Annotated in this window: 24 protein-coding genes; 1 reads left to right on the top strand and 23 read right to left on the bottom strand. The window is 39.2% G+C overall.

Going from position 1 to position 23,037, the window contains the following annotated elements; genetic code table 11:
- Positions 1 to 28 precede the first annotated feature (28 nt).
- The 19 genes from HM131_RS18255 to HM131_RS18345 all read right to left on the bottom strand — a co-directional run bounded on the left by HM131_RS18255 (position 29) and on the right by HM131_RS18345 (position 18,298).
- Positions 29 to 211, bottom strand: a complete 183-nt coding sequence (locus tag HM131_RS18255) for a ferritin family protein (protein ID WP_085031121.1) — start codon at positions 209 to 211, stop codon at positions 29 to 31.
- A gap of 15 nt (positions 212 to 226) precedes the next feature.
- Positions 227 to 427: a hypothetical protein gene (locus HM131_RS18260; protein WP_085031122.1), complete on the bottom strand. Its 201-nt coding sequence runs from the start codon at positions 425 to 427 to the stop codon at positions 227 to 229.
- A 32-nt stretch (positions 428 to 459) separates the two neighbouring features.
- Positions 460 to 1,173 carry a YetF domain-containing protein gene (locus tag HM131_RS18265; protein ID WP_085031123.1) on the bottom strand — a complete coding sequence of 238 codons (714 nt, stop codon included), beginning with the start codon at positions 1,171 to 1,173 and terminating at the stop codon, positions 460 to 462.
- On the bottom strand, positions 1,170 to 1,874 hold the full coding sequence (locus tag HM131_RS18270; protein WP_085031124.1) for a DUF421 domain-containing protein: 705 nt from the start codon (positions 1,872 to 1,874) through the stop codon (positions 1,170 to 1,172). Before HM131_RS18270 ends, HM131_RS18265 begins: the two co-directional genes overlap by 4 nt.
- Before the next feature lie 214 nt (positions 1,875 to 2,088).
- Positions 2,089 to 2,565, bottom strand: a complete 477-nt coding sequence (gene larC2, locus HM131_RS18275) for a nickel pincer cofactor biosynthesis protein LarC2 (protein WP_085031125.1) — start codon at positions 2,563 to 2,565, stop codon at positions 2,089 to 2,091.
- A gap of 73 nt (positions 2,566 to 2,638) precedes the next feature.
- Entirely contained in the window at positions 2,639 to 3,892 is a 1,254-nt protein-coding gene (locus tag HM131_RS18280) for a nickel pincer cofactor-dependent isomerase, group 22 (protein WP_085031126.1), read from the bottom strand.
- A 98-nt stretch (positions 3,893 to 3,990) separates the two neighbouring features.
- On the bottom strand, positions 3,991 to 5,004 hold the full coding sequence (pdxA, locus tag HM131_RS18285) for a 4-hydroxythreonine-4-phosphate dehydrogenase PdxA (RefSeq protein WP_085031127.1): 1,014 nt from the start codon (positions 5,002 to 5,004) through the stop codon (positions 3,991 to 3,993).
- A 25-nt stretch (positions 5,005 to 5,029) separates the two neighbouring features.
- On the bottom strand, positions 5,030 to 6,304 hold the full coding sequence (locus HM131_RS18290) for a TRAP transporter large permease (RefSeq protein ID WP_085031128.1): 1,275 nt from the start codon (positions 6,302 to 6,304) through the stop codon (positions 5,030 to 5,032).
- On the bottom strand, positions 6,301 to 6,795 hold the full coding sequence (locus tag HM131_RS18295; protein ID WP_085031129.1) for a TRAP transporter small permease: 495 nt from the start codon (positions 6,793 to 6,795) through the stop codon (positions 6,301 to 6,303). The genes HM131_RS18290 and HM131_RS18295 overlap by 4 nt, the downstream gene beginning before the upstream one ends.
- A 70-nt stretch (positions 6,796 to 6,865) precedes the next feature.
- Positions 6,866 to 7,885, bottom strand: a complete 1,020-nt coding sequence (locus HM131_RS18300; RefSeq protein ID WP_085031130.1) for a TRAP transporter substrate-binding protein — start codon at positions 7,883 to 7,885, stop codon at positions 6,866 to 6,868.
- Positions 7,886 to 7,915: 30 nt separating this feature from the next.
- Entirely contained in the window at positions 7,916 to 9,223 is a 1,308-nt protein-coding gene (locus HM131_RS18305; protein WP_232324819.1) for a four-carbon acid sugar kinase family protein, read from the bottom strand.
- A 206-nt stretch (positions 9,224 to 9,429) separates the two neighbouring features.
- Positions 9,430 to 11,199: a PrpR N-terminal domain-containing protein gene (locus HM131_RS18310; protein ID WP_085031132.1), complete on the bottom strand. Its 1,770-nt coding sequence runs from the start codon at positions 11,197 to 11,199 to the stop codon at positions 9,430 to 9,432.
- Between the two features lie 129 nt (positions 11,200 to 11,328).
- The gene (gene larC / locus HM131_RS18315) at positions 11,329 to 12,063 is read right to left on the bottom strand and encodes a nickel pincer cofactor biosynthesis protein LarC (protein WP_085031133.1); all 735 of its coding nucleotides are present in this window, start codon (positions 12,061 to 12,063) and stop codon (positions 11,329 to 11,331) included.
- A gap of 17 nt (positions 12,064 to 12,080) precedes the next feature.
- Positions 12,081 to 12,842 (bottom strand): nickel pincer cofactor biosynthesis protein LarB, encoded by a 762-nt coding sequence (gene larB / locus HM131_RS18320; protein WP_085031134.1) that lies wholly within the window; start codon positions 12,840 to 12,842, stop codon positions 12,081 to 12,083.
- Positions 12,843 to 12,867: 25 nt separating this feature from the next.
- On the bottom strand, positions 12,868 to 13,671 hold the full coding sequence (gene larE / locus HM131_RS18325) for an ATP-dependent sacrificial sulfur transferase LarE (protein WP_085031135.1): 804 nt from the start codon (positions 13,669 to 13,671) through the stop codon (positions 12,868 to 12,870).
- Positions 13,672 to 13,813: 142 nt separating this feature from the next.
- Positions 13,814 to 14,413: a HoxN/HupN/NixA family nickel/cobalt transporter gene (locus HM131_RS18330; RefSeq protein ID WP_232324820.1), complete on the bottom strand. Its 600-nt coding sequence runs from the start codon at positions 14,411 to 14,413 to the stop codon at positions 13,814 to 13,816.
- Between the two features lie 231 nt (positions 14,414 to 14,644).
- Positions 14,645 to 15,907, bottom strand: coding sequence for a nickel-dependent lactate racemase (gene larA / locus HM131_RS18335; protein ID WP_085031136.1), 1,263 nt, complete (start codon positions 15,905 to 15,907; stop codon positions 14,645 to 14,647).
- Between the two features lie 100 nt (positions 15,908 to 16,007).
- Positions 16,008 to 17,147, bottom strand: coding sequence for a 2-keto-3-deoxygluconate permease (locus HM131_RS18340; protein WP_085031137.1), 1,140 nt, complete (start codon positions 17,145 to 17,147; stop codon positions 16,008 to 16,010).
- Entirely contained in the window at positions 17,144 to 18,298 is a 1,155-nt protein-coding gene (locus HM131_RS18345) for a glycerate kinase (protein ID WP_085031138.1), read from the bottom strand. The genes HM131_RS18340 and HM131_RS18345 overlap by 4 nt, the downstream gene beginning before the upstream one ends.
- A 146-nt stretch (positions 18,299 to 18,444) precedes the next feature.
- Here HM131_RS18345 and HM131_RS18350 point away from each other — a divergent pair, with 146 nt between their 5' ends.
- Positions 18,445 to 19,548, top strand: a complete 1,104-nt coding sequence (locus tag HM131_RS18350) for a CdaR family transcriptional regulator (protein WP_085031139.1) — start codon at positions 18,445 to 18,447, stop codon at positions 19,546 to 19,548.
- A gap of 180 nt (positions 19,549 to 19,728) precedes the next feature.
- Here HM131_RS18350 and hpaI read toward each other — a convergent pair whose 3' ends face one another.
- The 4 genes from hpaI to hpaD are packed head-to-tail and all read right to left on the bottom strand — an operon-like array spanning position 19,729 to position 23,032.
- Entirely contained in the window at positions 19,729 to 20,646 is a 918-nt protein-coding gene (hpaI, locus tag HM131_RS18355; protein ID WP_085031140.1) for a 2,4-dihydroxyhept-2-ene-1,7-dioic acid aldolase, read from the bottom strand.
- A 22-nt stretch (positions 20,647 to 20,668) separates the two neighbouring features.
- Positions 20,669 to 21,544 carry an FAD synthetase family protein gene (locus HM131_RS18360; RefSeq protein WP_085031141.1) on the bottom strand — a complete coding sequence of 292 codons (876 nt, stop codon included), beginning with the start codon at positions 21,542 to 21,544 and terminating at the stop codon, positions 20,669 to 20,671.
- 19 nt (positions 21,545 to 21,563) lie between these two features.
- Entirely contained in the window at positions 21,564 to 22,022 is a 459-nt protein-coding gene (locus tag HM131_RS18365) for a flavin reductase family protein (RefSeq protein WP_085031142.1), read from the bottom strand.
- A 29-nt stretch (positions 22,023 to 22,051) separates the two neighbouring features.
- Positions 22,052 to 23,032 (bottom strand): 3,4-dihydroxyphenylacetate 2,3-dioxygenase, encoded by a 981-nt coding sequence (hpaD, locus tag HM131_RS18370; RefSeq protein ID WP_085031143.1) that lies wholly within the window; start codon positions 23,030 to 23,032, stop codon positions 22,052 to 22,054.
- Between the last annotated feature and the right edge of the window lie 5 nt (positions 23,033 to 23,037).

A 23,037-nucleotide genomic window follows, 5' to 3' on the forward strand; every position in this document is an offset into this window, starting at 1 on the left:
CTTTTAGGGCAGCTTTTGGGTTCAAGCTTTATATTGAGGGGTTCTTCAACAATTGTTGAAGTTGAGTGATATCCTGCATATGTTCATCTCGAAACTGGGTAAAAAGCTGCCTTGCTTCAGGGTTCGTAATTTCCATCAAGTACTTGTTGTATAACATTTGGTTTTTCATTTCCACCTCTAAGATCTCGTTCAGTTTATCAAACGTATTCATCTTTCACCCTCCCACTTAAACAATTCCATATCCCCTCATTTTCTCTGAAAGCATACTTTGGCGAGTACGCGACGCCATTTCCATCCCTTGATACACTTTTTGGAGTTGAGGATCTGTCATTTCTTTCTGTAATTCTGCAAATTTATTAGCAAGCATCTGTTCCTGATATAGCAATTCTTTAAAAGCATTGTTCATGATTTCCTGTTGAGTAAGCACATGGATCACCTTTCCGCCTTAAATTAGAATGTTTATTTAACAGAATAATAAAATTCTCCATCCGGACTTATCGTAGCTAAATACGTATCTTTAATAGTGGGAACCCCTTTTTGGTTCAACTGTGTCGTGAGCCATTCTTCGGTGAGATCTAACTTTTTTAAATTAGCGTGATCAACCCTCCCATTATTAATTAATATCGTTGGCACCCCTCCCGATGGTACTGGAATCTGAAAATCAACAGGAGTTGGCGGTGTGTGTCCAGATTTTTTCACAACACTTAAATGTCCGCTTGATTCCAATATAACTTCGTCGACTTCCTTAAGATCCGGCGCTTCTGCAAGCCTCATCTCTGCAAGAAGCAAGTCTGTACTGAAAAAGGTTTTCTTCATGTTCTTTACATTCAGCTTCCCTTTCTTCACAAGTACGGTCGGCTCTCTTCTGATTAAAGAAGCAAATCGAGAGCTTCTTACACTAAGCCATGCAACTACAAAATGCCAAAAATAAAGGGTCACCGTCGCAAGGACAGTGGTTGAAAATAGAATTTTCCCATCTAGCAATGGGGCTACTGCCAGAGCTCCCAACATCCATAGAAATACAAAATCAAATGCAGTGAATTGACCTGCTGCACGCTTTAAAAGGAAGCGGCTCATGAAATAGATCATCAACACGGACACAATGGTCCTTAACGCAAAACCACCTAGTGACAGATCCTCGGTTGCCTGGAAAACTTCAACAAGTTGATTCATGTCGCTCTCACACTGACATGGATGTTTCCACTTGGTTCTATCGTTGCGAGCAGAATCTGCTTTATTGAATATCCCTTTTTGAAGATTTCGTCCTCAAGCCAGCTTTTCTTTAACCCAAGGGTATTCAGGTGATCTTGGTCTATTTTCCCATCATAAATGAGGACGGCCCCCGATCCAGATGGTTGTTCAGGAAGCTTCATCATCTTCCTTGTTACGGGAGACGACTCTGGTGTTTTAATCACACTGAGTTCTCCCATCGGCTCCAATACGGCTGTAGCGACTTCTGATAAGTGATGCGCCTTTTTCAATCGCAGCTGAGCTAATAAATCTCCTATAGTCATATGGACTTTTTTTAGATTTTCTTGAAGGATCTGCCCATTCATCACTAAGGTTTTGGGACTTGTCCCTACCCAAACCGGAAATTTAAAGTCCAGCCATGATAGTAATAAACTAAGTGAATAAGCTGCTGCTATAATGATGAGCGCTGCCACAAGTGAAGACTCTGGATTCACCATTCGCGACGTGGCAACATGGGCCATACCAGCATGAGTGATAAAATTGAATGCTGAAACTATTCCTACCTGCCGGGGGCCCATCAGCCGGGTCATCATTAACAGGCTGAAGTACAGGATCGTTACTCTTAAGAAAATTTCTAAAGAACCTAAAGAGGAACCACCATTCCATAAAAGATTCCAATCCATATTTGACCCCTCCGTCCAATACCTTGATCTATTTAGTATTATTATTTTATAGGGGAATCTTATACAAATTAACAAAGAAAAACCTTACAAAGGTTAAGTCAACTTTTGTAAGGCAGGCTAGAATTTTATTATTTCTCTAGCATCGCTTTTAATTTTTCTAAGTCTTTCCTATTAGCGTTTCCCATCATAAGCCCCATAACAGGGGTGAAAACCTTCACTCTCTTCTGTCTATCAATTTCCAAATTTGTTGATAAACTTTTTTAATCGGAAGATCTTGTTCCGAAGCTATCCTCTTACAGTCTTCGTATTCAGGAGAACGCTGCACCACTTCACCGTTATGGACCCCTTCCTTTATTTTAATATCTCCCCAATCTGTAATTAAACGAGTAAATCGCCTCTCCAGACGGTGTACTGTTATTGGATAATACCGAACACCTAAAGTAGTAGTATTTCTAAACAATATACTCTTCATTTGTTCTAATTTTTGCCCATCACAAAGTAATTGGAGTTGAACTCCCGGACGATTTTTCTTCATATATATTGGAGTATAAAATACATCATTTGCTCCGGCTTCGAATAACTTTTCCATCACGTACCCCAGCCACTCTCCTGGAGTATCATCTAAATTCACTTCCATTTGAATCATTCCGTTATCATTATGTTCATCATCATGAGCAAAGGGTTGAGACATAGTATTTCCACTTCCCTTAACACGTTATACTATCTTACAGTCAAAACTATACATAGAAATCGTGTGTGTCAAATCATTTCATCGGAATGAAATATCCATCCTTATCGAATGCCATTTCCGCAGGCTCCTCTAATACTTCAAAACTTTCATTACTTTTCAATTCATTATATATAACTTCTGACACATAAAGCTCCCCAATATGAAGTGTATTAGGAATGCGAACAATTCTTGCTTCCTCATCCTTAACCCCCCAAGTTGCCCGCAAGGCAGCTTTTAAGGCTCCTTCATCATTTTCGAGTACAATCGGAATCTTTGCCCGATCCAAAAAAGTGCTCGTCACTACATTTTCATTCATAGCTGTAAAATCAATTTCATCAAATAAACGTTTAGTTGTTAAATCTGCAAGTCCTATGCCCAATGCATTTCCATGACTGGCTTCACTTAACTTAGACGCAATCAAATATTTAACTGAAGGACTCTCTGGTTCGTTTACACCTAAAACTCTAATTCTTCCTATTATATTTGTATCCATCCCTGTGCCACTATAGTTTTTACCGATCTCATCAACCACAAGGATATCCATTCTTTCTACAGGTAAACGAGGCATCATTTCAAACGATTCTGTTAACAGCTCAGCCTCTCTCGTTTTTATATGATCAGGAAGTATTGCCTCAATGATTGCTATCTCTTCGTGAGCGTTTTCTACTATTGCAATACCAAATAAAGTGTTAGTTTTAGCTACCGCAACCTCTCCTACATAAGGCATCATATCTCTAATACCTTTTATTCCATAAGTATGTAAAGCAAGAGCTTGCTTATGTTTCCCCATTCCAATTGAAGCCATTTTTAAAATGCCGCTTTCAATCGTATTTTTAAAGTCAGTATGCGCTTTTACTCTACCCATGACAATAATGCCGTCTGCATGATAAGCATGTTTATCTGTATAAACAGGGATTCCATCCTCCGTTTTCCCTACTTCCACAACGTCCATTGAAGAGCGAATCTCGCACCCTGTAGATTCTTCTGTAACTCCAAGACCTTTAAGGACCTCCACCTGCCCTTCAGCCGTTGCGCCTCCATGACTTCCCATAGCAGGGATAATAAAAGGAATGGCTCCTCGTTTTTTTATTTCTGCGCCAACACTATGAACAATTTCAGGGATGTTTGCAATCCCCCGACTCCCCACTGTTATAGCGATTTCCATCCCCTTTTCAATAAGACTATCAGCATCCATGTTTACGAATTGCTGCGCCACCGTTCCCTTAATATCCTTAACAGAACTTACCTCAAATTTTTGCTTGATTTTCGCCATTTTTGGAAAAGCCATATAATGACACTCCTATTCATTTATTCATACTACGGTCTATTATACAGATATTAATAAAGCAAGAGATCAAAATGATCACTTGCTTTTTTAGTAATAGATTATTGTTGTAATACATTTTCTCGAGGTGCTAGTTCAATTGCCAGGTGAAGGGCTTCTTTCAGTGAGAGCTCACTAGCAATGTTCTTACCAGCAATATCAAAAGCAGTCCCATGGTCTACACTTGTCCGGATGATTGGAAGGCCTACCGTAATATTGACTCCAGCTTCTAGACCTAGAACTTTAATAGGACCATGACCTTGATCATGATATTGAGCCACTACGATATCAAAATCTCCACGTTTAGCTCTAAAGAATAATGTATCTGCAGGCAGTGGCCCTTGAACATTGATTCCGCTCTCTTGAGCCTTCTGAATTCCAGGGATCACTTTCTCTTCTTCTTCTCCATTTCCAAACAGACCATTTTCACCTGCATGAGGGTTTATACCACAAACAGCAATACGGGGTGATTCAATACCAGCCTTCTTTAAGGTAGTATCAGCTAGTTCAATAACCTTATACACTCGATCTGAATCAATTTTTTTAATAGCATCCATTAAACCAATATGAGTGGTCACATGGATAACTCTAAGGTCAGGCGCAGAAAGCATCATTGCGTAATCCTTTGTATTCGTTAATTCCGCTAATATTTCTGTGTGTCCAGGGTAGATATGCCCTGCTTTATGAAGTGCCTCTTTATTTAGAGGTGCCGTGCAAATCCCATGTATTTTATTTTCATTTGTCAAAGCTATTGCTTTTTTTAAATAGTGGAAGGCTGCATTACCTGCTTCGCTAGATACTTCTCCCCATTTCAAGTCCTCTGTCACTAGATCAAGATCCAATATATCAATCGTTCCATGTTGGTATTCCGCGTCTTTCGGCTCAGTAATAGGATGTAATTCTAGTTCTACCCCTGTTACATGAAGAGCACGTCTGAGAATCTTTAAATCACCTATTACAAATGGGTTACATTGTTCATAAATGTCAGGATCATTTAATGCTTTCACAGTGATTTCTGCTCCTATCCCAGATGGGTCGCCCATTGTAATGGCAATGGAAGGCTTAGTTGATGACATGTTGTTTCCTCCTTTTTCTCTGTAGTTATTTTAGTCCATTGACTAAGAACAATGATATTTCAGGTATATAACTTATGAGTAAAACATCAATAATTAATACAAGCAGGAAGATCATTACAGCTTTAGAAAGTTGCTCAAGCCTTATTTTAGAAATCTGCATGGCAACGAATAAGTTGACACCTAAAGGAGGCGTAACCATTCCTATGGCTAAGTTTACAACCATAATGATTCCGAAGTGGATCGGATCGATTCCAAGTTGAGTAGCAATAGGTGCTAAGATAGGTGCTAAAATAATAACCGATGCTGAAGTCTCAAAGAACATGCCAACTACTAATAAAAAGACATTTATAATTAATAAGAAGACTAGTGGATTATCTGAGAAATTAATGAAAGATTGCGCAACGGTTTGAGGAACTAACTCTTTCGTAAGCAGCCAACCTAAAAGCCCTGCGTTACCTATAATCAACATAATGATTGATGTAGTAATTCCAGATTTAACAAAAATCGGTATAAGATTTTTAATTGTGATTTCCTTATAAACAAAAATACCAATGACTAACGCATAAAACACTGCAACAACAGCCGCCTCAGTTGGAGTAAATATTCCTCCATAAATACCACCCAGAATGATTACCGGCATAAGCATAGCAAAAACAGCATCCAAGAAGGCTCGAAGTTGTTCAGCTGGTGTGTACTTTTGTGTTCCTTTGTAACCTTTTCTTTTAGAAAAGATGAACGCAGTTAATATAAGAGATAAACCTATAAGTAGCCCCGGGATAATTCCAGCAATAAATAAGTCTCCAATTGATACACCTACGACGACACCATACAGAATCATTGGAATACTAGGCGGGATAATTACTCCAAGCGCTCCAGATACGGACTGTATCGCAGCAGCAAAGTTCACATCATAGTGCTTGGCTACCATCGCAGGAATCATTATTGAGCCGATTGCTGCAACAGTAGCAGGACTAGATCCTGAAATAGCTGCAAAGAACATGGAGGTAATAACAGTAACCCCAGCAAGTCCACCTGTCATTGAGCCAACTAATGTATTAGCAAAGTGCACCAGTCGTTTTGAAATTCCTCCCGATTCCATAAGTCCGCCTGCAAGAATAAAGAATGGGATCGCCATTAACGGAAATGAATCTAGAGAAGTGAAGATTCTTTGTACAATGACGATTAACGGAAGATCACCTGAATACCAAACAGCTATTGTAGAAGAAAATCCTATTGCTAATGCAATGGGCATGGTCAGTAAAAATAGCACCAGCATCGAAATTAATAATATCGATGTCATACCGGACTTCCCCCTTTCAACTTTAAGGCTCTCTCAAGAATGACCGCTATAATATTAATGATCATAAAGATAGATCCAATAGGTATAGCCGCATATGCCCACGCCATAGAAATCCTCATAGCAGGTGAAGTTTGCCCCATTACACTTCCCGCTAATTGAAAGCCATAGTTGACTAGGACCAGTAAAAATACAATACTCAATGTATATATAAAAATAACTAATATATTTTTGTATTTTTCTGATAGAACCTCTTTTATAGCATCGACTGCAATGAGCTCCATTTTACGTAATGCCAGGGCTGACCCAATAAATACACTCCAAATCATTATGTAGCGCGCTAATTCTTCCGACCATCTTAGCGATTCATCAAGTACAAATCGAGAAAATACTTGATAAAAGACTACAACTGACATCACCATTAATAGCAAAGCCAGTACTATACCTAAAACTTTGTTGAACCCATCTATAGCTTTGATGATCGCCCCCATCATAACCCTCCTTTATTAAAAGGAAGGTGTAGGGGGAACAGCGGTACCCCCACACCTTTCTTATGCAGTTTTATTATTCAGCTGCCTCTTTAATTTTCTTTATCAATTCAGACCCGAATTCATCAGAATACTTTTCATACACTTCTTTAGTAGCTTCCTGGAATGACTTTTTATCCACATCTTCAACAACTTTCATACCTTTTTCTTTAAGCTGTGATACCATTTCCTTTTCCATATCCGCAACAACTTGACGTTCATATTCTGCACCTTCTTGAGCTGCTTCTTGAATCACCTTCTGTTGGTCCGCGGATAATTCATCGAATACTTTCTGACTTACAAGTAATGCAGCCGGGGAGTAAAAATGTCCGGTAAGGCTTAAGTGTTCCTGCACTTCATAGAAGCGGGAAGTTAAGATAATTGGCACTGGATTCTCTTGTCCGTCAACGACACCTTGTTGAAGTGCTGTAAATAATTCAGTGAAGGACATTGGCGTAGGATCTGCTCCCATGGCTTTGAAAGAATCCATATGAACTTGGTTTTCCATTGTACGGATCTTAAGTCCCTCAAGGTCAGAAGGCTTCTCAATTGGGTGGGAACTATTGGTTACGTTTCGGAAACCGTTCTCCCACCACGCTAAACCTTTAATGTTAGAGTCTTCCAGTTTATTAAGTAGATCCTTTCCAATTTTCCCATCCAGAACATTGTAAGCGTGTTCTCGATTTTCAAATAAGAACGGTAAGTCAACCACATTAATTTCTGGTGCAAATCCTCCCAATGGACCTGTTGAACTTAATACCATATCAAGTGTACCCACTTGTAAACTCTCAACCATATCACGTTCTCCACCTAAAGACCCGTTAGGGAATATCTTAACTTTCAAATCTCCATCTGATTTTTCTTTTACAAGTTCAGCAAACTTCTCCAGTCCTTTGTAATAATGCGAATCCTCTGCTAATGTGATTCCAACCTGTAGGGTTCTAGGTTCAGAGCTGCTCTTTTCAGATTCTTCACCATTTCCACTAGCCTCATTATTTCCACAGGCAGTTAGTAAACTTAATACTAGTAAAGTAAATACAAAAAATAATTTTCTCATATAGATTCCTCCTTATTATTATTAAACATCCTATATTGTTGCTCTTACTCCCAATAATGCTTGTAATGCGTGAAGAAATGCTTGTTCAGAGCCAAAGGCTCCTGCTTTTGTAACAATTGGCAGGCCCTCAAAAGGACCACCAAATAACTCTCCATAAGGAATCCCATCTTCTACTTCACCAAAAACTCGTATTCCGTTACCATCTAATTGGTTACATGTAACTCCGGCAATGTCGCCTCCAGTCAATATGATTCCTTGAATTGTACGGGACCTTACTAAGCGGCTTGTGATTTCACCGATACCGGCTGAAATTCTTTTACCTACTTCATAGTTAGTAAGACCAAATTCTCCTTGTACTTCCTTTACAGTTAAGAAATGTTCTTTATCTCGATTGGTGGAAATAATCAAGTCACCATTTTTTAGTAACTCTTGACCTTTTTCAAGAACTCTTTCTACCTCTTCAGAAAAAGATGAACTCTGGAGAAATTCGCATGGCTGTATAACGATTTCATTAATATTGTTATGTTCCTTTAACACGCGTGTTTGTTGATGAGTTACTGGGCTCATACTACCGCCCACCACAAGTATGGGGTGTCGAGCCTGTATGGTTTTACTCTCTACATGATCCCTTTTACAAATTAAAGTGCTTATGTGTGAGGCAATCCCTGCTGACCCTACCCATAAAGCGTTCTCTTTTAATTCCCATCCCGCTAAAGAAATAGAGTTTAAATCCTCCTCAGACACTGCATCCATAACCACAATGGACTTTGGAGAATGAATGGAGATATCTCTTAACCTTTCAATTAAATATGTTGGTCCTTTCCTCACGTCTTCAAGTGAGATAAGCTTTACTGATCTATTACTTTGCTTTTCAAGTAAAGCAACCAGATTACTGTCATCTACAGGACAAGTAGGATCGTTAGCAAACTCCGTATCCGTTAACGGTATTCCCGATACATAATGAATTCCATTTTCTGTTACACGATTACTTTTCGGAAAGGAAGGGACAACGATTGATATTTGGAACGGATAGACATCCATCACTGCGTCAATTTCTGCTCCAATATTTCCTCTCATGGTGGAATCAATTTTCTTGAATACTCTTGTAACTTGCGCTTTATGTAATTTTGAAGCTATATTATGAACAATTTTGTATGATTCCTCAGTTTCGACAGCACGACTATCAGAGTTAACAACAATCACATCCCCAGAGACTATAGAGGTCTCCACTTGTGCTTCAGAGAACAAGACGGTTGTCTGCAATCCTTGCTTCGCAAATTGTACACCTGTATCATTTGCTCCGGTTAAATCATCTGCTATAATACCTAAACTTACCACTCTGTTCCCCCCTTTCCGGAAACCGCTTCCAAAATATAAATATAAAAACATCCACTTACAATCTATATCCAAACGGTTTATTGTATAATATTGAAACACTTAGTAAGCGTTTGCAACTATTATATTACCTCATATTGTTGCAATAAGCAATACCACTTTTGTGATTTATTATAATTTTATTTTTTATAAATAAAAAAGACGTAAGCTTATTTAAGCTTACGCCACAATGTAGTACGGTTAATTCCTAGCCTGGCCGCTGCTTTTGATTGATTCATTTCCTCTTCCTCAAGTACTTTTTGAATGATTTGCTTCTCTATTTCTTCAAGGGTGAGCGTCAAATCGATATCGTTGCTAAGTGCATCATTATTTGGATCGAATTCCATTTTTTCCAATATCGTTTGGACTTGTTCCATACCAATGTAATAAGACTGTGCTTCTTGAACTAGCTGCTCAATCGTTTGTTTCAGCTGTCGTACATTACCGGGCCAATCATAATTAATCAGCCTAACTAATGCATCATCTCTTACTCCTATTACTTGCTTTCCGTATTTCGTATGATTCTCTGATATAAACAATTGTATGAGATTTTTTATGTCTTCTTTCCTCTCTCTCAGCGGAGGATATTTGATTACAAAACGGGAAAGCTCGTCGTACAAATCACGATCAATCATTCCTTTCCGAACCATGGCCTCTGCCCCAACTCCAGAAGAAGTTATCCACCTTGGGCTGTTACCGTATTGATTTAATTTTTTTATAAGAGATAGCAAAAGATGCTGTGCATCCCGAGACAACGTTTCAATCCTACGTAAGTATACAGTACTTTGAACATTTTGAGAAAATCCAGCTTGAATAATCTGTCGCAACTGGTCCGCAGACAATAAATGACAATGCATAATGATAAATGGTTCATGATAGCCCTCTTTAGAGGAGTAAATGGATCGTGCAATTAGATCTTTGCCATTCCCCTCTTCACCTTCAATCCATATTGGGTCAATCGTTTTGCTGAATTTGTTGATTTGGTAGAGGACTTTTTTAGTTGAATCGCTTCTTCCTGTAATCGGGGTAAATGGAATGTCTGGTATAATTTCGACAGCAAATTGGCCAGTATCTATATCTTTAAAAAGATTTTGATGAAATAATTTCTCAAGGTATAAAATAACATTTTCTTCATGTAGTGAAGAACTAACCTTCCACAGATAGTCATGGAAAACCACACTTTTATCCTTTTTTTCACCTGAAATGAGTGTCTCCTCAACTATTTTCTGAATTTCCTTAGTACTTCCAAACTCTTCTTCATTAATATCAGACAGGCTTGAATGGTTACAATAAATGACTTTATGGGTAGAACTGATAATAAAAATCAGACGGTTATCTTTTTCTAGAATCGCCTGGTACCGTGAAAGGTCTGCATTTAATCGGGAAAATAGTCGATATACCCTTCTTGCCTCTTCTAAAGATTCAAGTATCGCTTCCTTCCCTGATGTTATCAACACTCCATTCAAACCCATTTTTTTAGCTGCTTCAACTGTGATTACATCTCCAATTACAACTTCAAACCCTGAATTCTTAAGTTCACTCAAGCGCCTTTCGACTTCATGATCTTTTGTAATGGTCATTGTTTCGATGTTTAAATCTAATATGTCGCATATCGTAGCCGCACCCCTTGAAATATTAGGGAAAGCAACGATGCACGCTTTACCTACAAATCCTTTTACCAACGTAAGATTTCGTAAGATATCATAGCCTGAAACTTGGATGTCAATGACCGGAATCCCAACATGGTCCTGAATTAAAGATGCTGTCCCTCCTCTACTAATAATCAGGTCGTATTCTTCTTGAGCATCCAGAGCTATCTTCAAACCATTTTTCAAATTTCCTTTCTTAATCGTTAAATGGATATCATCAACTTCATGACTTATTTCTTTTACGATTTCAACCAGCCCTTCATAAGGGGCCACTACTAATGCCTTTATCATAACAAACTCCTCTGTTGCAATATTCAACACATTTTAGTTATATCACGCTTGATTCATGTTTTCAACCTATTTCTGCCAATAATAAAGAGCTATGCTTTTTCTGCATAGCTCTTTTATACATCTTTCTATCTATATAGTACCCATCATCAATCTTAAGACATTCGGATGTTCCTTGAAGTCTTTATTTCCAGCACCATATCCCACTTTTTCAACTTTTAAAGATGGTAATGGACCGAAGCCATCCACTAAAACCGCCAAAAATCCAGCTCCTGTTGGAGTCGTCAGCTCACCTTGAATTTCTGTGGATTGTATGGGTATTCCTTTAACTATTTCTAAGGTTGCTGGTGCAGGAACGGGATATAACCCATGTGCAATACGGATAGTTCCATTTCCCAGCGGCACTGGAGAAGAATAAATTTTCTCAACACCTAAATGGTCTATTAAAATACACGCACCTACGATATCAATAATAGAATCAACCGCTCCAACTTCATGGAAATGAACTTTTTCAAACGGGATGCTATGTATTTTCGCTTCTGCTCTACCAATCTTTTCGAATACTCTTAACGCCATATTCTTCACACGTTCATTTAAATCCGAATTCGTGATAATTTCGACGATATCACTGTAATGACGGTGTTCATGATGATGTCTTGTATACTCCTCGTTTAAAATTACATTGAAATTTGTAGATGATATGCCTGTCTTTACAACCTTCTCTACCGAAAGATCATACTCAGAACTAAACTTTAATTGTTTCAATTCATTTTCAAGTACTTCAAAGCTGCCGCCTAAATCTAGTAGAGCACCAATTGTCATGTCTCCGCTGATCCCCGAAAAACAGTCTAAGTATAGAACTTTCATTTGCCTATTCCATCCTTTTATTCCTGATTTGATTGATTCTTATGAATTAACGATACGTAATATCCTGCCCCGAATCCATTATCAATATTTACTGTACTGATTCCAGGTGAACATGAATTCAGCATGGAAAGAAGGGCAGCCATACCCTGGAAATTCGCACCATAACCAACGCTAGTTGGTACAGCTACTATTGGATTGTTGATTAACCCTCCTACTACACTAGCGAGTGCACCTTCCATACCAGCAACTACAACTGTCGCCTTTGCCTTTTTAATATCCTCAAGAAAATAAAAAAGCCTATGAATCCCAGCGACCCCTACATCATAAAATCGTTTTACTGGGGATCCAAATGCTTCCGCAGTTACGGCAGCTTCCTCTGCTACTGCAAGATCAGAAGTCCCCGCACAGACGACACAGACGTAACCATCAAACAGAAATTCAGTTTCCTCTTCGTGCCGCCAATAAAGCGTTCGTGCCTCCTCGTTGTAGATCAGATCTGGAATAGATTCCATAATGAGTCCAGCTTTACTTTCATTAATACGTGTGGCTAAGACACGATTCGTCTTCAATTGCAGCGCTTTCATTATTTCTATAATTTGGCCAGCACTCTTCCCTTCTCCATAAACAACCTCAGGGAATCCTGTGCGACTTTCCCGATTTGAATCGACCTTGGCAAACCCCATATCTTCAAAGAGAGAAAGCTTGGTTTTGGCTTCTTCAATCGTAATTTTCCCTTCCTTAACTTTCTGTAATAAAACATCCATTGAATCTGTTTGCATCTATTATTCTCCTTTATTGCTATAACTACAGGTTCAGCACTTTATTCATACTCCCACTTTTATAACCACTTAGGTCAAGAGTTACAAATTTATATCCATAGGACTGAATAGTCTTGGTAATTTCATCATGATGCCGTAACACGAGCTCCATATCAGCAGGTTCTACTTCAATTCTTGCAATTTCTTCATGTGTCCGGACTCTCATTTGCCTAATCCCTAAGCCCTTTAAGTACAACTCTGACTTTTCTACTTTATTCAGCTTTTCTTGAGTGATACGTTCTCCATACGCAATTCTAGAAGAAAGACAGGCAAAAGACGGCTTATCCCAAGTTGGTAATCCAAACTCCTTAGAAAGCTCGCGGATTTCTTCCTTATAAAATTCAACCTCTTCTAGCGGGCCACGCACATTATATTCTTTAGCCGCTTTTGCTCCAGGTCGATATTCACTATTATCATCAGCAATCAGACCATAGACAATATTTTCATAGCCTAACTTATTCATGATTGGATAGACTTCTTCAAAGAGCCCCTTTTTACAGAAATAACATCGATTGAGATCGTTTTCAGCATAACCAGGAATAGCAAGCTCTGATGTTTCAATCACTTGATGCTTTACTCCAATCCGTTTTGCTAGCTCTTTTGCTTCTTCCAGTTCATGGGATGGGTATGTTTCGGAATCAGCCGTTATAGCAAGAACCCTTTCGGGACCTAGGGTATCCACCGCTACTTTTAGCAAAAACGTGCTATCTACGCCGCCGGAAAAAGCTACTACGATGCGATTAAGCTCTCTTAAATTTGTTTTTAATTGTTCCAGCTTTTGATATACCATGATGTTTGTCTCCTTCTCTATTTATGTAAGGGGATACATAATTGTTTTAACTCCATACTACATAACAATCATCTATTTTAAAAGGACAAGATTCGCTTTAAGATCTAGATAAACGTGCCATGCATTATAGTTTTACTTACTATCATAAATAAATAGATGTTATATAAAAAACACCAAAGATTACACTTATCATACCCATCGATAAACTTAATGTATTCTTCCATTTGCTGCTTACACTAAATAGTGAAAAAGGCAGCCCTAGGAGAATAGTAAAAGACATCATGCCTAAAATTGTTCCGCCTCCAAAGAGAGCGAGATAAAGGAATGCATGTGTCATAGAATCCACTGTAGTCATAAGTAACACAATCATTGCTGCACTGCCTGCCAATCCATGAACAAAACCGATCACAGCCGGCCGATAGAGTTTGTGATTCATCTGTTTTTGTTTAATGGTATCGATCACAGACTTAACTCCCAAATAAATAATCATAATTCCTACGAGCCCTTCAAAGACTGTAGCTAGCGAATTTGGGATAGAAACTTTCATTAAGAAAACAATGACACCTACCAAGGCAATTGTTAATGTATGACCGATTCCCCAGGTCACTCCTTCTAAAGATGACCTCTTTATACTTTTATGCTTCCTAGCTAATGTGGAAACAGCTACAATATGATCAGGTTCTAACGAGTGTTTTATACCTAATAAAAAGCCGATAGACAAAGCAGACCATAATTCTGACAAAATCCCCCTCCTGACTACGTATTGTTTTATTTCGTATGGTAAGCACCTGACCTTTAGCCTATCATACATTCGATCGAAAGTTTATTTAATTCATATTCATTTCTATAGTAAAAGGGCCAAACCAGTCAAGAGGGGGAGTGTGAATCAACTGTTCATAAACCCCATTAATAGGATTGAGGGGGATTTATTAATCACGCCTACTGGTTTTATTCAATCAATTTTGTTTCGTATTTAATCTTCTACAAAAGGAATGGTCAATGGACCAAGAGGCAGAACTGCAATCTTCATAGATTCTCCGTATATCTTCTTTAATTCTTCTAATGTTGTCTCGATATCTTGAATTGGGGTAAGCATAGACTTCCTCACTTGTTCTTCTGAAAGCTCGGAATAAACATACACATCTGCCCACACTTGAATGACTGCCTGCTTCTGCACCTGCCATTGATCGAGCATATTAAAATCTGGATTATTGATCATATCAAGTAAGGACTGAGGGCTGTCAGCCATCTCAAAAATCTTTGCGTAATTTCCGTGACTTGGAAGACCATCTGAACATTCAGAAGCCATAATGATAGCTCCTCCTTCCTTCACAATTTTATGAGCAGCACTCATTCCTTTTACAGCTTGATAAAGGTTTTGGTCAAGCGGGTAGCCGGAGTTTGAGGCGATGACGACATCAAATCGTTCCTCACATCTAACCATTGAATGTTCTTTTGCAAAATCACACCCTTTATCATGGGCTTCATATAGTTCGCCAGCAAAAACAGCTGAAATTTGTTTTTCTCGATTTAGTGTTACATTCAACATAAAGTTCGGTTTACACATTCCATTAATTTCACGTGTCATATCTTGAACAGGATTTCCATTCATATTCCCCCATGTTGAAAGAGGGTCGCCGATCATTCTAGCATTGTGAAAAGTCATAATCGTTTCTATTCCAGCAATACCTGGCATGATTCCTTTTGGTCCTCCTGAGAACCCTGCAAAAAAATGAGGTTCAATAAAACCTGTCACAATCCTAAAATCAGCTTCAACATAATCCTTATTTAAATACACATTACATCCGAATTCACTTGTTCCTATATTGACAAGCTCCTCTTTATTATGACATTGGTTATTTACAATCCGAATGTTGTCTACTACCCACTCTCCTAGCATCTGGACAAATTCATCCCTTGTTTGGTCACGGTGAGTTCCTGTTCCATTGATAATTATGAAATTCTCATATGGAACATGATCTAACTCCTCAATTAATAGAGGAACAAGGATGTGATTAGGTGTAGGCCTTGTGATATCACTAATTACTATGGCTACCGTGTCTGTTGACCTCACCACATCTTTCAATGGAGGTAAACCAATCGGGTTACGTAATGCTTGTTGAATAGAGTCTCTCTCATTTTTTAATGCCGGTAAATTCTTAGGCTCTACTACAAAGGATTGCTCTGGCAAATCTAATGACAGCCCGTCTTTTCCATAGAGTAATGTTGTTTGCATTCTTAATCCCTCCATTCTTTATAAGTACACAATCCCACAAAAGCCACTAAATTTAATAGTGTAAAAAGGGGTCTTGTTTACAGGATGTAAAGTTTTTTTGTTATGAATTGTAATTTACAGCAGAACGTACATTTTTCTCTCGTTTTTCATAAGAATCCTGCCCAAGATCTTCTTGTTTTCCGTTGATTCCTTTTTGCTGTTGATACTTATCAACAATGATAACTGCAATTGGACACAAAATGGCTGTTGTCAGTGTGGCAATGGATATTTGCGCTGTTGCCACATTAGCAATGTTCTGAAATGCTGATGCTTCAGACGCCGTCATCATTCCTGAGCTTGCAGCTACACCTGCAGCAGCTGCTACAGCTGCTGGTGTGGCCGCTGCATTACCTGCTGTCGAAGCTTCTGCTACTGGGGCAATATAACTCTTTTCTTTTAATAATTTAAACACAAGGATTCCTATTCCTCCGGTAAGAATGGTAGTCAGCATACCAATCGTCAAACCAGCTGCAACAACAGAAGGATTAAAGAAGTTAGCCATATTCATACCGGCTCCAAGAGCAAATGCAAAGAAAGGTACTGGTAGTATTTCTCCTGGTTTTAAGAATTTACGAATTTCTGGATCCAAATTACCTAATACCATTCCAATAGCAATTGGGAGTAATACAGCTATAAATGAAATAATAGGAAAACTAGATCCAAGTAACCCTAGAGACATAAGTGTAAAGAATGGACCATCATTTAATGAAAGAATCGCTACAGCTCCCACATCTGATCGATTTCCATATTGACCAGTCAATGCAGCGTACATACCACCATTTCCATTTGTCATACCAGCAATAATAGCAAGAGTAGATAAACCGAATAACCCACTCATTGGATCAAAGATATAACCAAATAATAAACCGACTCCTAAACCAACTAAGTATTTCGTAGTCGTTAGGGCTACACCTTTTTTAAGTGCTTTTCCCCCTATCCTTAAATTCATTTGACTTCCAGCACAAAATAAAAACAAAGCAATAAGTACGAGAGCACCATTTTTGAAGAGTTCCTCTGAGAATCCGCCTATTCTTAAAAACTCATAATAACCTTCAGATGTTTCTGAAACACCAAGACTCTTTAAAAATTTCATCACTACTGGGATATGCATCTGATCAATAGTATTCATCAATGCACCTAACAAAAGTGGAACCACCATTAGACCGCCTGGAACTTTTTCAATCGTTTTTTTTATTCTCATGAAAGAACCTCCCTATTTATACTTTCATAAAAAAAAGAACGTGTAACTTGCTCAGCACTCAACTCTAGTAATTCTTCGGCATTTTCAACGGCTTCATATAGCGTCATAGGTTTGTTGACAATGCTGGTAACGCTTACAATCCCGAACTTATATAGTACGTCTATACCGGAACCAATAGAACCGGCAATAACAATTGTAGGAACATCCTTTCTTTTAGCCGCTTGTGCAACTCCCATTGGTGTTTTACCTGACGCCGTTTGTTCATCCACTTGCCCTTCTCCAGTAATGACAAGGTCTGCCTCAGTCAAGGCATCAAACATTCCAATATGATCTAGAACAACATCTATACCACGCTTCATTTCCGAAGGGAAAAAAGCTTGAAAAGCACCTCCTATACCTCCAGCTGCCCCAGCCCCTGGCCTGTCATCAAGTTGAAGCCCTGTTACTCTCTCTACTTGATTAGCCCAATGTTTCATATTGCTATCTAGTACCTGAACCATTTCCGGCGTAGCGCCTTTTTGCGGGCCAAAAACAGCAGAAGCACCCTGTGGCCCAATCAATGGATTTTGTACATCTGAAGCAATGGTAAATTTACAATTTTTAATTCTTGGATCAAAGGAACTAGAATCAATCTGATCAATTTTGTTTAACTCTCCCCCTCCATAGGAGATATCTTCTGAATGTTTATCAAGAATCCGCAAACCTAAGGCTTGTAGCATTCCTGCTCCTCCATCATTAGTAGCCGAACCTCCTAATGCTAGAATAAAAGAGGAGAAACCATCATCTATAGCCTGTTTAATCATTTGTCCCGTTCCATATGTAGTCGTTTTTAAAGGAGAGAGTTCTCCTTCGGGAATGAGTGATAATCCTGATACGCATGCCATTTCTATCACACACGTTTCCCCGTCTCCTAACACTCCATATTCTGCTTCTATAGGATTACCTAGCGGTCCAATAACCTGTATCCTCCTCTTTTTTCCTTCAGTAGCAGCCGCTAAAGTATCCAAAGTCCCTTCTCCCCCATCTGCAACCGGTAATATTACCGTTTCCGCATTTGAGTAAGCTTTTTTAATACCTTCTTGAATGGCCCGAGACACTTCGACCGCATTTAGACAACCTTTAAATGAATCTGGTGCAACAATAACCTTCACTTATCTTCCTCCTTAAGTAAGCGCTTTCAATAACTTGAATCCCATTATACTTTTATTGACTATCCATGTCTTCGGGTATAGTGTTTAAAAAAAGACAAAATATTTCAATATTTTTTGTTTACTATGACTAAATAGGAGAGTTGGCTATGTTAACGAAAGAAATTGCGGAAGATATTGTAAAGGAGACGTCCTTACGGCTGAATCGTAACGTTAACATTATGAACAATAAAGGGATAATCATAGCAGCGAAAGATCATTCTAGAATCGGGCAAATTCATGAAGGTGCGTTAAAAGTATTAAAGATAGGTGAAACACTTATTATACATTCGAATCAAAAAGGAGATTGGAAAGGGGCTCATCCTGGAATCAACCTTCCAATAATCTTCCAAGAAAACATCTTAGGGGTTATAGGAATTACTGGGGACCCAAATGACATGGGTGACCTCGGAGGTCTTGTCAAAATGACTACAGAACTTATGATTAAGCAAGAATATATCACCTCACAAATGGAGTGGAAACAACGAACCAAAGACATGATTATTGAAGAGTTATTAAAAGACATCCCCTCCCAGGAGCAGATAAATCGCGGTCTTCATTTACTTGGTACACACTTCTCCCCACCTTATATAACCGTTGTGATCCAGTTACAAGATAGATCTATATCAAATCAAACCTTAATTCATAAAATAGAAGAAAATGTTGGGTGTGATAAAGCTCTTGTTGGTTTCATAAACTCTACCCGGTTATACATCATCTTTACGTGCATGAGTGAAGATCAAGCAGAGAATAAACTTCATCGGGTCTATTATCAATTAAAAAGGCTCAGAATAACTTTCAGAATGTCTCACAGCACTTTATTTTACGATGATAAGAAGCTTAGTAGATCCTTTGAAGACTGTGAACTCGCCTTAAAAATAACGAAAGACGGGCAAGATTTAATTTCATTTACTCAAGTGGAGACAAAAGCATTAATCTATCAAATCAATGATGAAGGCGCCAAACATTTCCTCAGTAGAATTGAAGAATACCTTGACAAAAGTACTATTCAAACTTTAAAAACCTTTTTTGAGAATGATTTAAATATTCAACAGTCAGCTGAAGCGTTGTTTGTACATCGAAATACATTAATCTATCGTTTGCAGAAAATAAAAAAGAAAACGGGATATGATCCAAAAACCTTCAGAGATGCCCTAACACTCCAAATAGCTATGTGGCTATTAAGTAGAGCAGAGATTAATGGTCATAAGTAGATACAATGAGTTGAAAGCACCTTATTTAAAAGGTTTTTAGTCTTGGGAATGAACGATGATTACAAAAAGAGTGATGGTCAGAAAACGACCATCACTCTTTTTAGATTATATATCATTTAAAGATTTTAACACCTCAGGTCATCCATAATTTGGATGACCTGAGGTCGGTTTTATTGGTAATTATACATATTGGAGGCTTACGCCGTATTTGTTTAAGGTTTCTCGGATTTCGTTTTGGAGTTCTTCGGATGGAAGATCCATTGGCAGCCGTAAATGCGGCTCAATCTTGCCCATCATGCCAAGCGCTGCTTTTACAGGAGCTGGGTTAGTATCCTTGAAGAGTACATCATTCAGCTCCATCAGTTCATAGTGAAGCTTTTGAGCTGTCGCTACATCGCCGTCGAACCAGGCATCATGCATCTGCGCTACCTTTCCTGGCAGCACATTCGCTGTGGCACTGACAGATCCCACGCCGCCGATCGCAAGCATTGGATAGCAAAGCAATTCGATCCCTGAGAATAATAAGAAATCACGACCGCACTTTAACAGTACGCGGTTGACGTGTTCGAAGTCTTTGTTTGATTCTTTAACCCCGATAATGTTCGGGCAGTCTTTACTCAACTGAGCTAACGTATCCACATGGAGGTTCTGCGCTGTACGCCCAGGAATATTGTAGACGATAATCGGAATATCTACAGAGTCAGCGACCGTTTTGAAGTGTTTGTATAATGCTTTCTGGTTCGGCTTGTTGTAGTAAGGCACGATGACTAGCGCAGCATCCGCTCCGATTTCCTCTGCTTTTTTCGTCAGACGCATCGTTTCGTCATGATTGGTGGACCCTGTTCCCGGTACAAATGGAACTCTGCCACTAATCGTCTGATGGGCTGTTTTCATGACCTGTACTCGTTCTTCTTCTGTTAAAGAGCTCGGTTCCCCTGAAGTGCCCGTAACCGAAATCGCGTGAGTACCATTTTCCAATTGAAATTCGATTAACTTCGAAAGGGTATCAAAATCGATGTCATGATTCGCTTTAAATGGCGTAATGACAGGAGTGACCGAACCTCTTAATCGCGATTTAATCTCTTGATAATCTTTCATCCTATCTCCTCCTTCTCGTTCTTTACATACTCATTTCTAATTCTCGTAAATCCCCTTGCGCATGCAGAGCGTCCATTTCAAAGTCAGCAATGAAATTGTTCCATTGCAATCTAGCATCCTTAAGCTCTTTAAACAGGAGCTCATCAAAAAAAGTGATGGTAAGCTGCCCCGGCCTGTGAATGGATTTAAACTCACACATCCCTTTTGCATGAAATTTACTATTGTTAACAGTTACTTCGTATTGGCCAGGAGAAGGCATATAGTAGGTCGGATCAAAAGAAAACGTACACGTGCTACCTTTGCCTTTAACCTCTCCAGTCATTTCATAGCTTCTCCCGAGGTATGTCGGAATTTCTTCGACTCTTCCTGTAGAAATAAGCGATCTCAATAGAGTCGAGCTTACTTTTTGCTCATGTTTCTCAAATTTTGAGACGGTTGTGACACCGAATCTGCCCTCACTGTCTATAGGCAGCTGATTCATATCTCCTTTGCCTTTGAATCCATATTTATAATCGAACCCAGCTACGACGTGCTTACTGTTCAGTCCGCATAAATATTGATCCACAAACTGCTGATGAGGAATTTTTGCCACTTCCTTTGTAAAATCAACAACATAAAGGAAATTGACGCCAAGTTGTTCAAATACCTCCGCTTTTTCAGAAAGCGGTGTTATAAAATTAGTGATCGTCGGACCTTTCGGAATGACAGAAGAGGGATGCTGAGCAAAAGTCATAACCGCAAGTTTTAACCCCTTATCTTTCGCTATTTTCTTCGCTGTCCGTATAATTTTTTGATGTCCTAAGTGGACGCCGTCAAAAAATCCTAAGGCCATCACGCATGACTGACTGTTTTCTTGAATCGATCGTGCAATGGGGTGTTTGATAGGGATGGTTATCATCCTTTGCCCTCCTCCTTCGTTATGTCATTTGCATGTATTTTCCTTCATAAAAAGCTAGTGGTTCACCATCTTGAACATTCAAGTTGATCACTTCTCCCACATACAACGTATGGTCCCCTGCTTCGTGGGCTTGATAGACATTACAAGCAAGACTGACAAGAGAGTTTTCTATAACCGGAAGATCTTCAAATGTTTCAAATTCCACATGTTTATTTTCTTTAATTTGCCCTGCAAAGATCATCGACATTTCTTTTTGATCTCCAGAGAGAATATTGACGGTGAATTTACTTGCCTTTTGAATCACTTCATTCATTTTTGCTCTTTTATCGATAGAAATAAGGATAAGCTTGGGATCAAGGGAAACCGACATAAACGCATTGGCTGTCATCCCGTGAACCTGGCCATCAACTTCTGATGCTATAACCGTTACCCCTGTCGCAAACTTCCCCATGGCAGTTCTGAACATACGATCGTCCATCATGATCACCTCTAGTTAATTTTTCTTGATCAAGTTACAAAAGTTGGCTTGCGCTTCTTCAGTTTCGGCTCAATAAGCGTTACTTTTTCATTCGAATGAACATCAAGGACTTCTGATGCTTCATCAAACCAGCTGTCAGGAGCTTTATGGCCCCAGAACGTCTGACGCATCGGATCATCGAGATCCCAGCGAACCGGTTTGAAATCAGGGTCACTTGTCAAATAGTCTCCATTATAAAGCTCGATACGGTGGCCGTCCGGATCCCTTAAGTAGAGGAACATCGCATTAGATAGCCCGTGCCTTCCAGGTCCTCGTTCAATCGCAGGGCCGTACCCCATAGAAGCAAGTACATCGCAGCCGTCAATCAGGTTCATAGGGTCCTTCAGCCAAAAACCGATATGGTGAAGTCTTGGTCCAAGTCCATTCATATAGGCCACATCATGGACGCTTGGTTTACGGTGTAGCCAGGCCGCCCATATTTTCTTTTCTTCCCCTTCTGTATATTCAGAGCAGGCGAAGCCTAATTGATGAATATAGTGGTCATACGCTTTTTCCACATCCGGAACCATGCAGTTGAAATGATCGATCCGCTGCACCTTTGCCCCTTTATGGTAGTGGTATTTTTGGATCATTCGTTCTGCCTGATCCATTTCCGCATAGTACTCCACAGGCAATCCGGAGACATCCTGAATTCTCAGCGCACGCCCGACAGCTTCCTGGGTACCCGCTTCCATCCACTTGACTTCGGTACCCTGTCCGTCATAAAAGGCAGCTAATTGATTTAAATCTTTCTCCGATCTTACTTTGTAGCTAATCACTTCTACGGCAGGAAAATCTCTTTTTTTCAGAACAAGACTATGATGATTATGCTCTTCAAGCCCTCTGAAAAAAATCTGCTCGTCATCTGACGCTGTTTCTATGAAACCAAGAGCTTCGTAAAAAGCTCTTGATCTCTTTAAATCGGTGACATGTAATACGGCACGGCCGGCACGGATGATATCAAAATTCATCTTCT

The sequence above is a fragment of the Halobacillus mangrovi genome (genome assembly GCF_002097535.1).
Lineage (GTDB): Bacteria > Bacillota > Bacilli > Bacillales > Halobacillaceae > Halobacillus > Halobacillus mangrovi_A.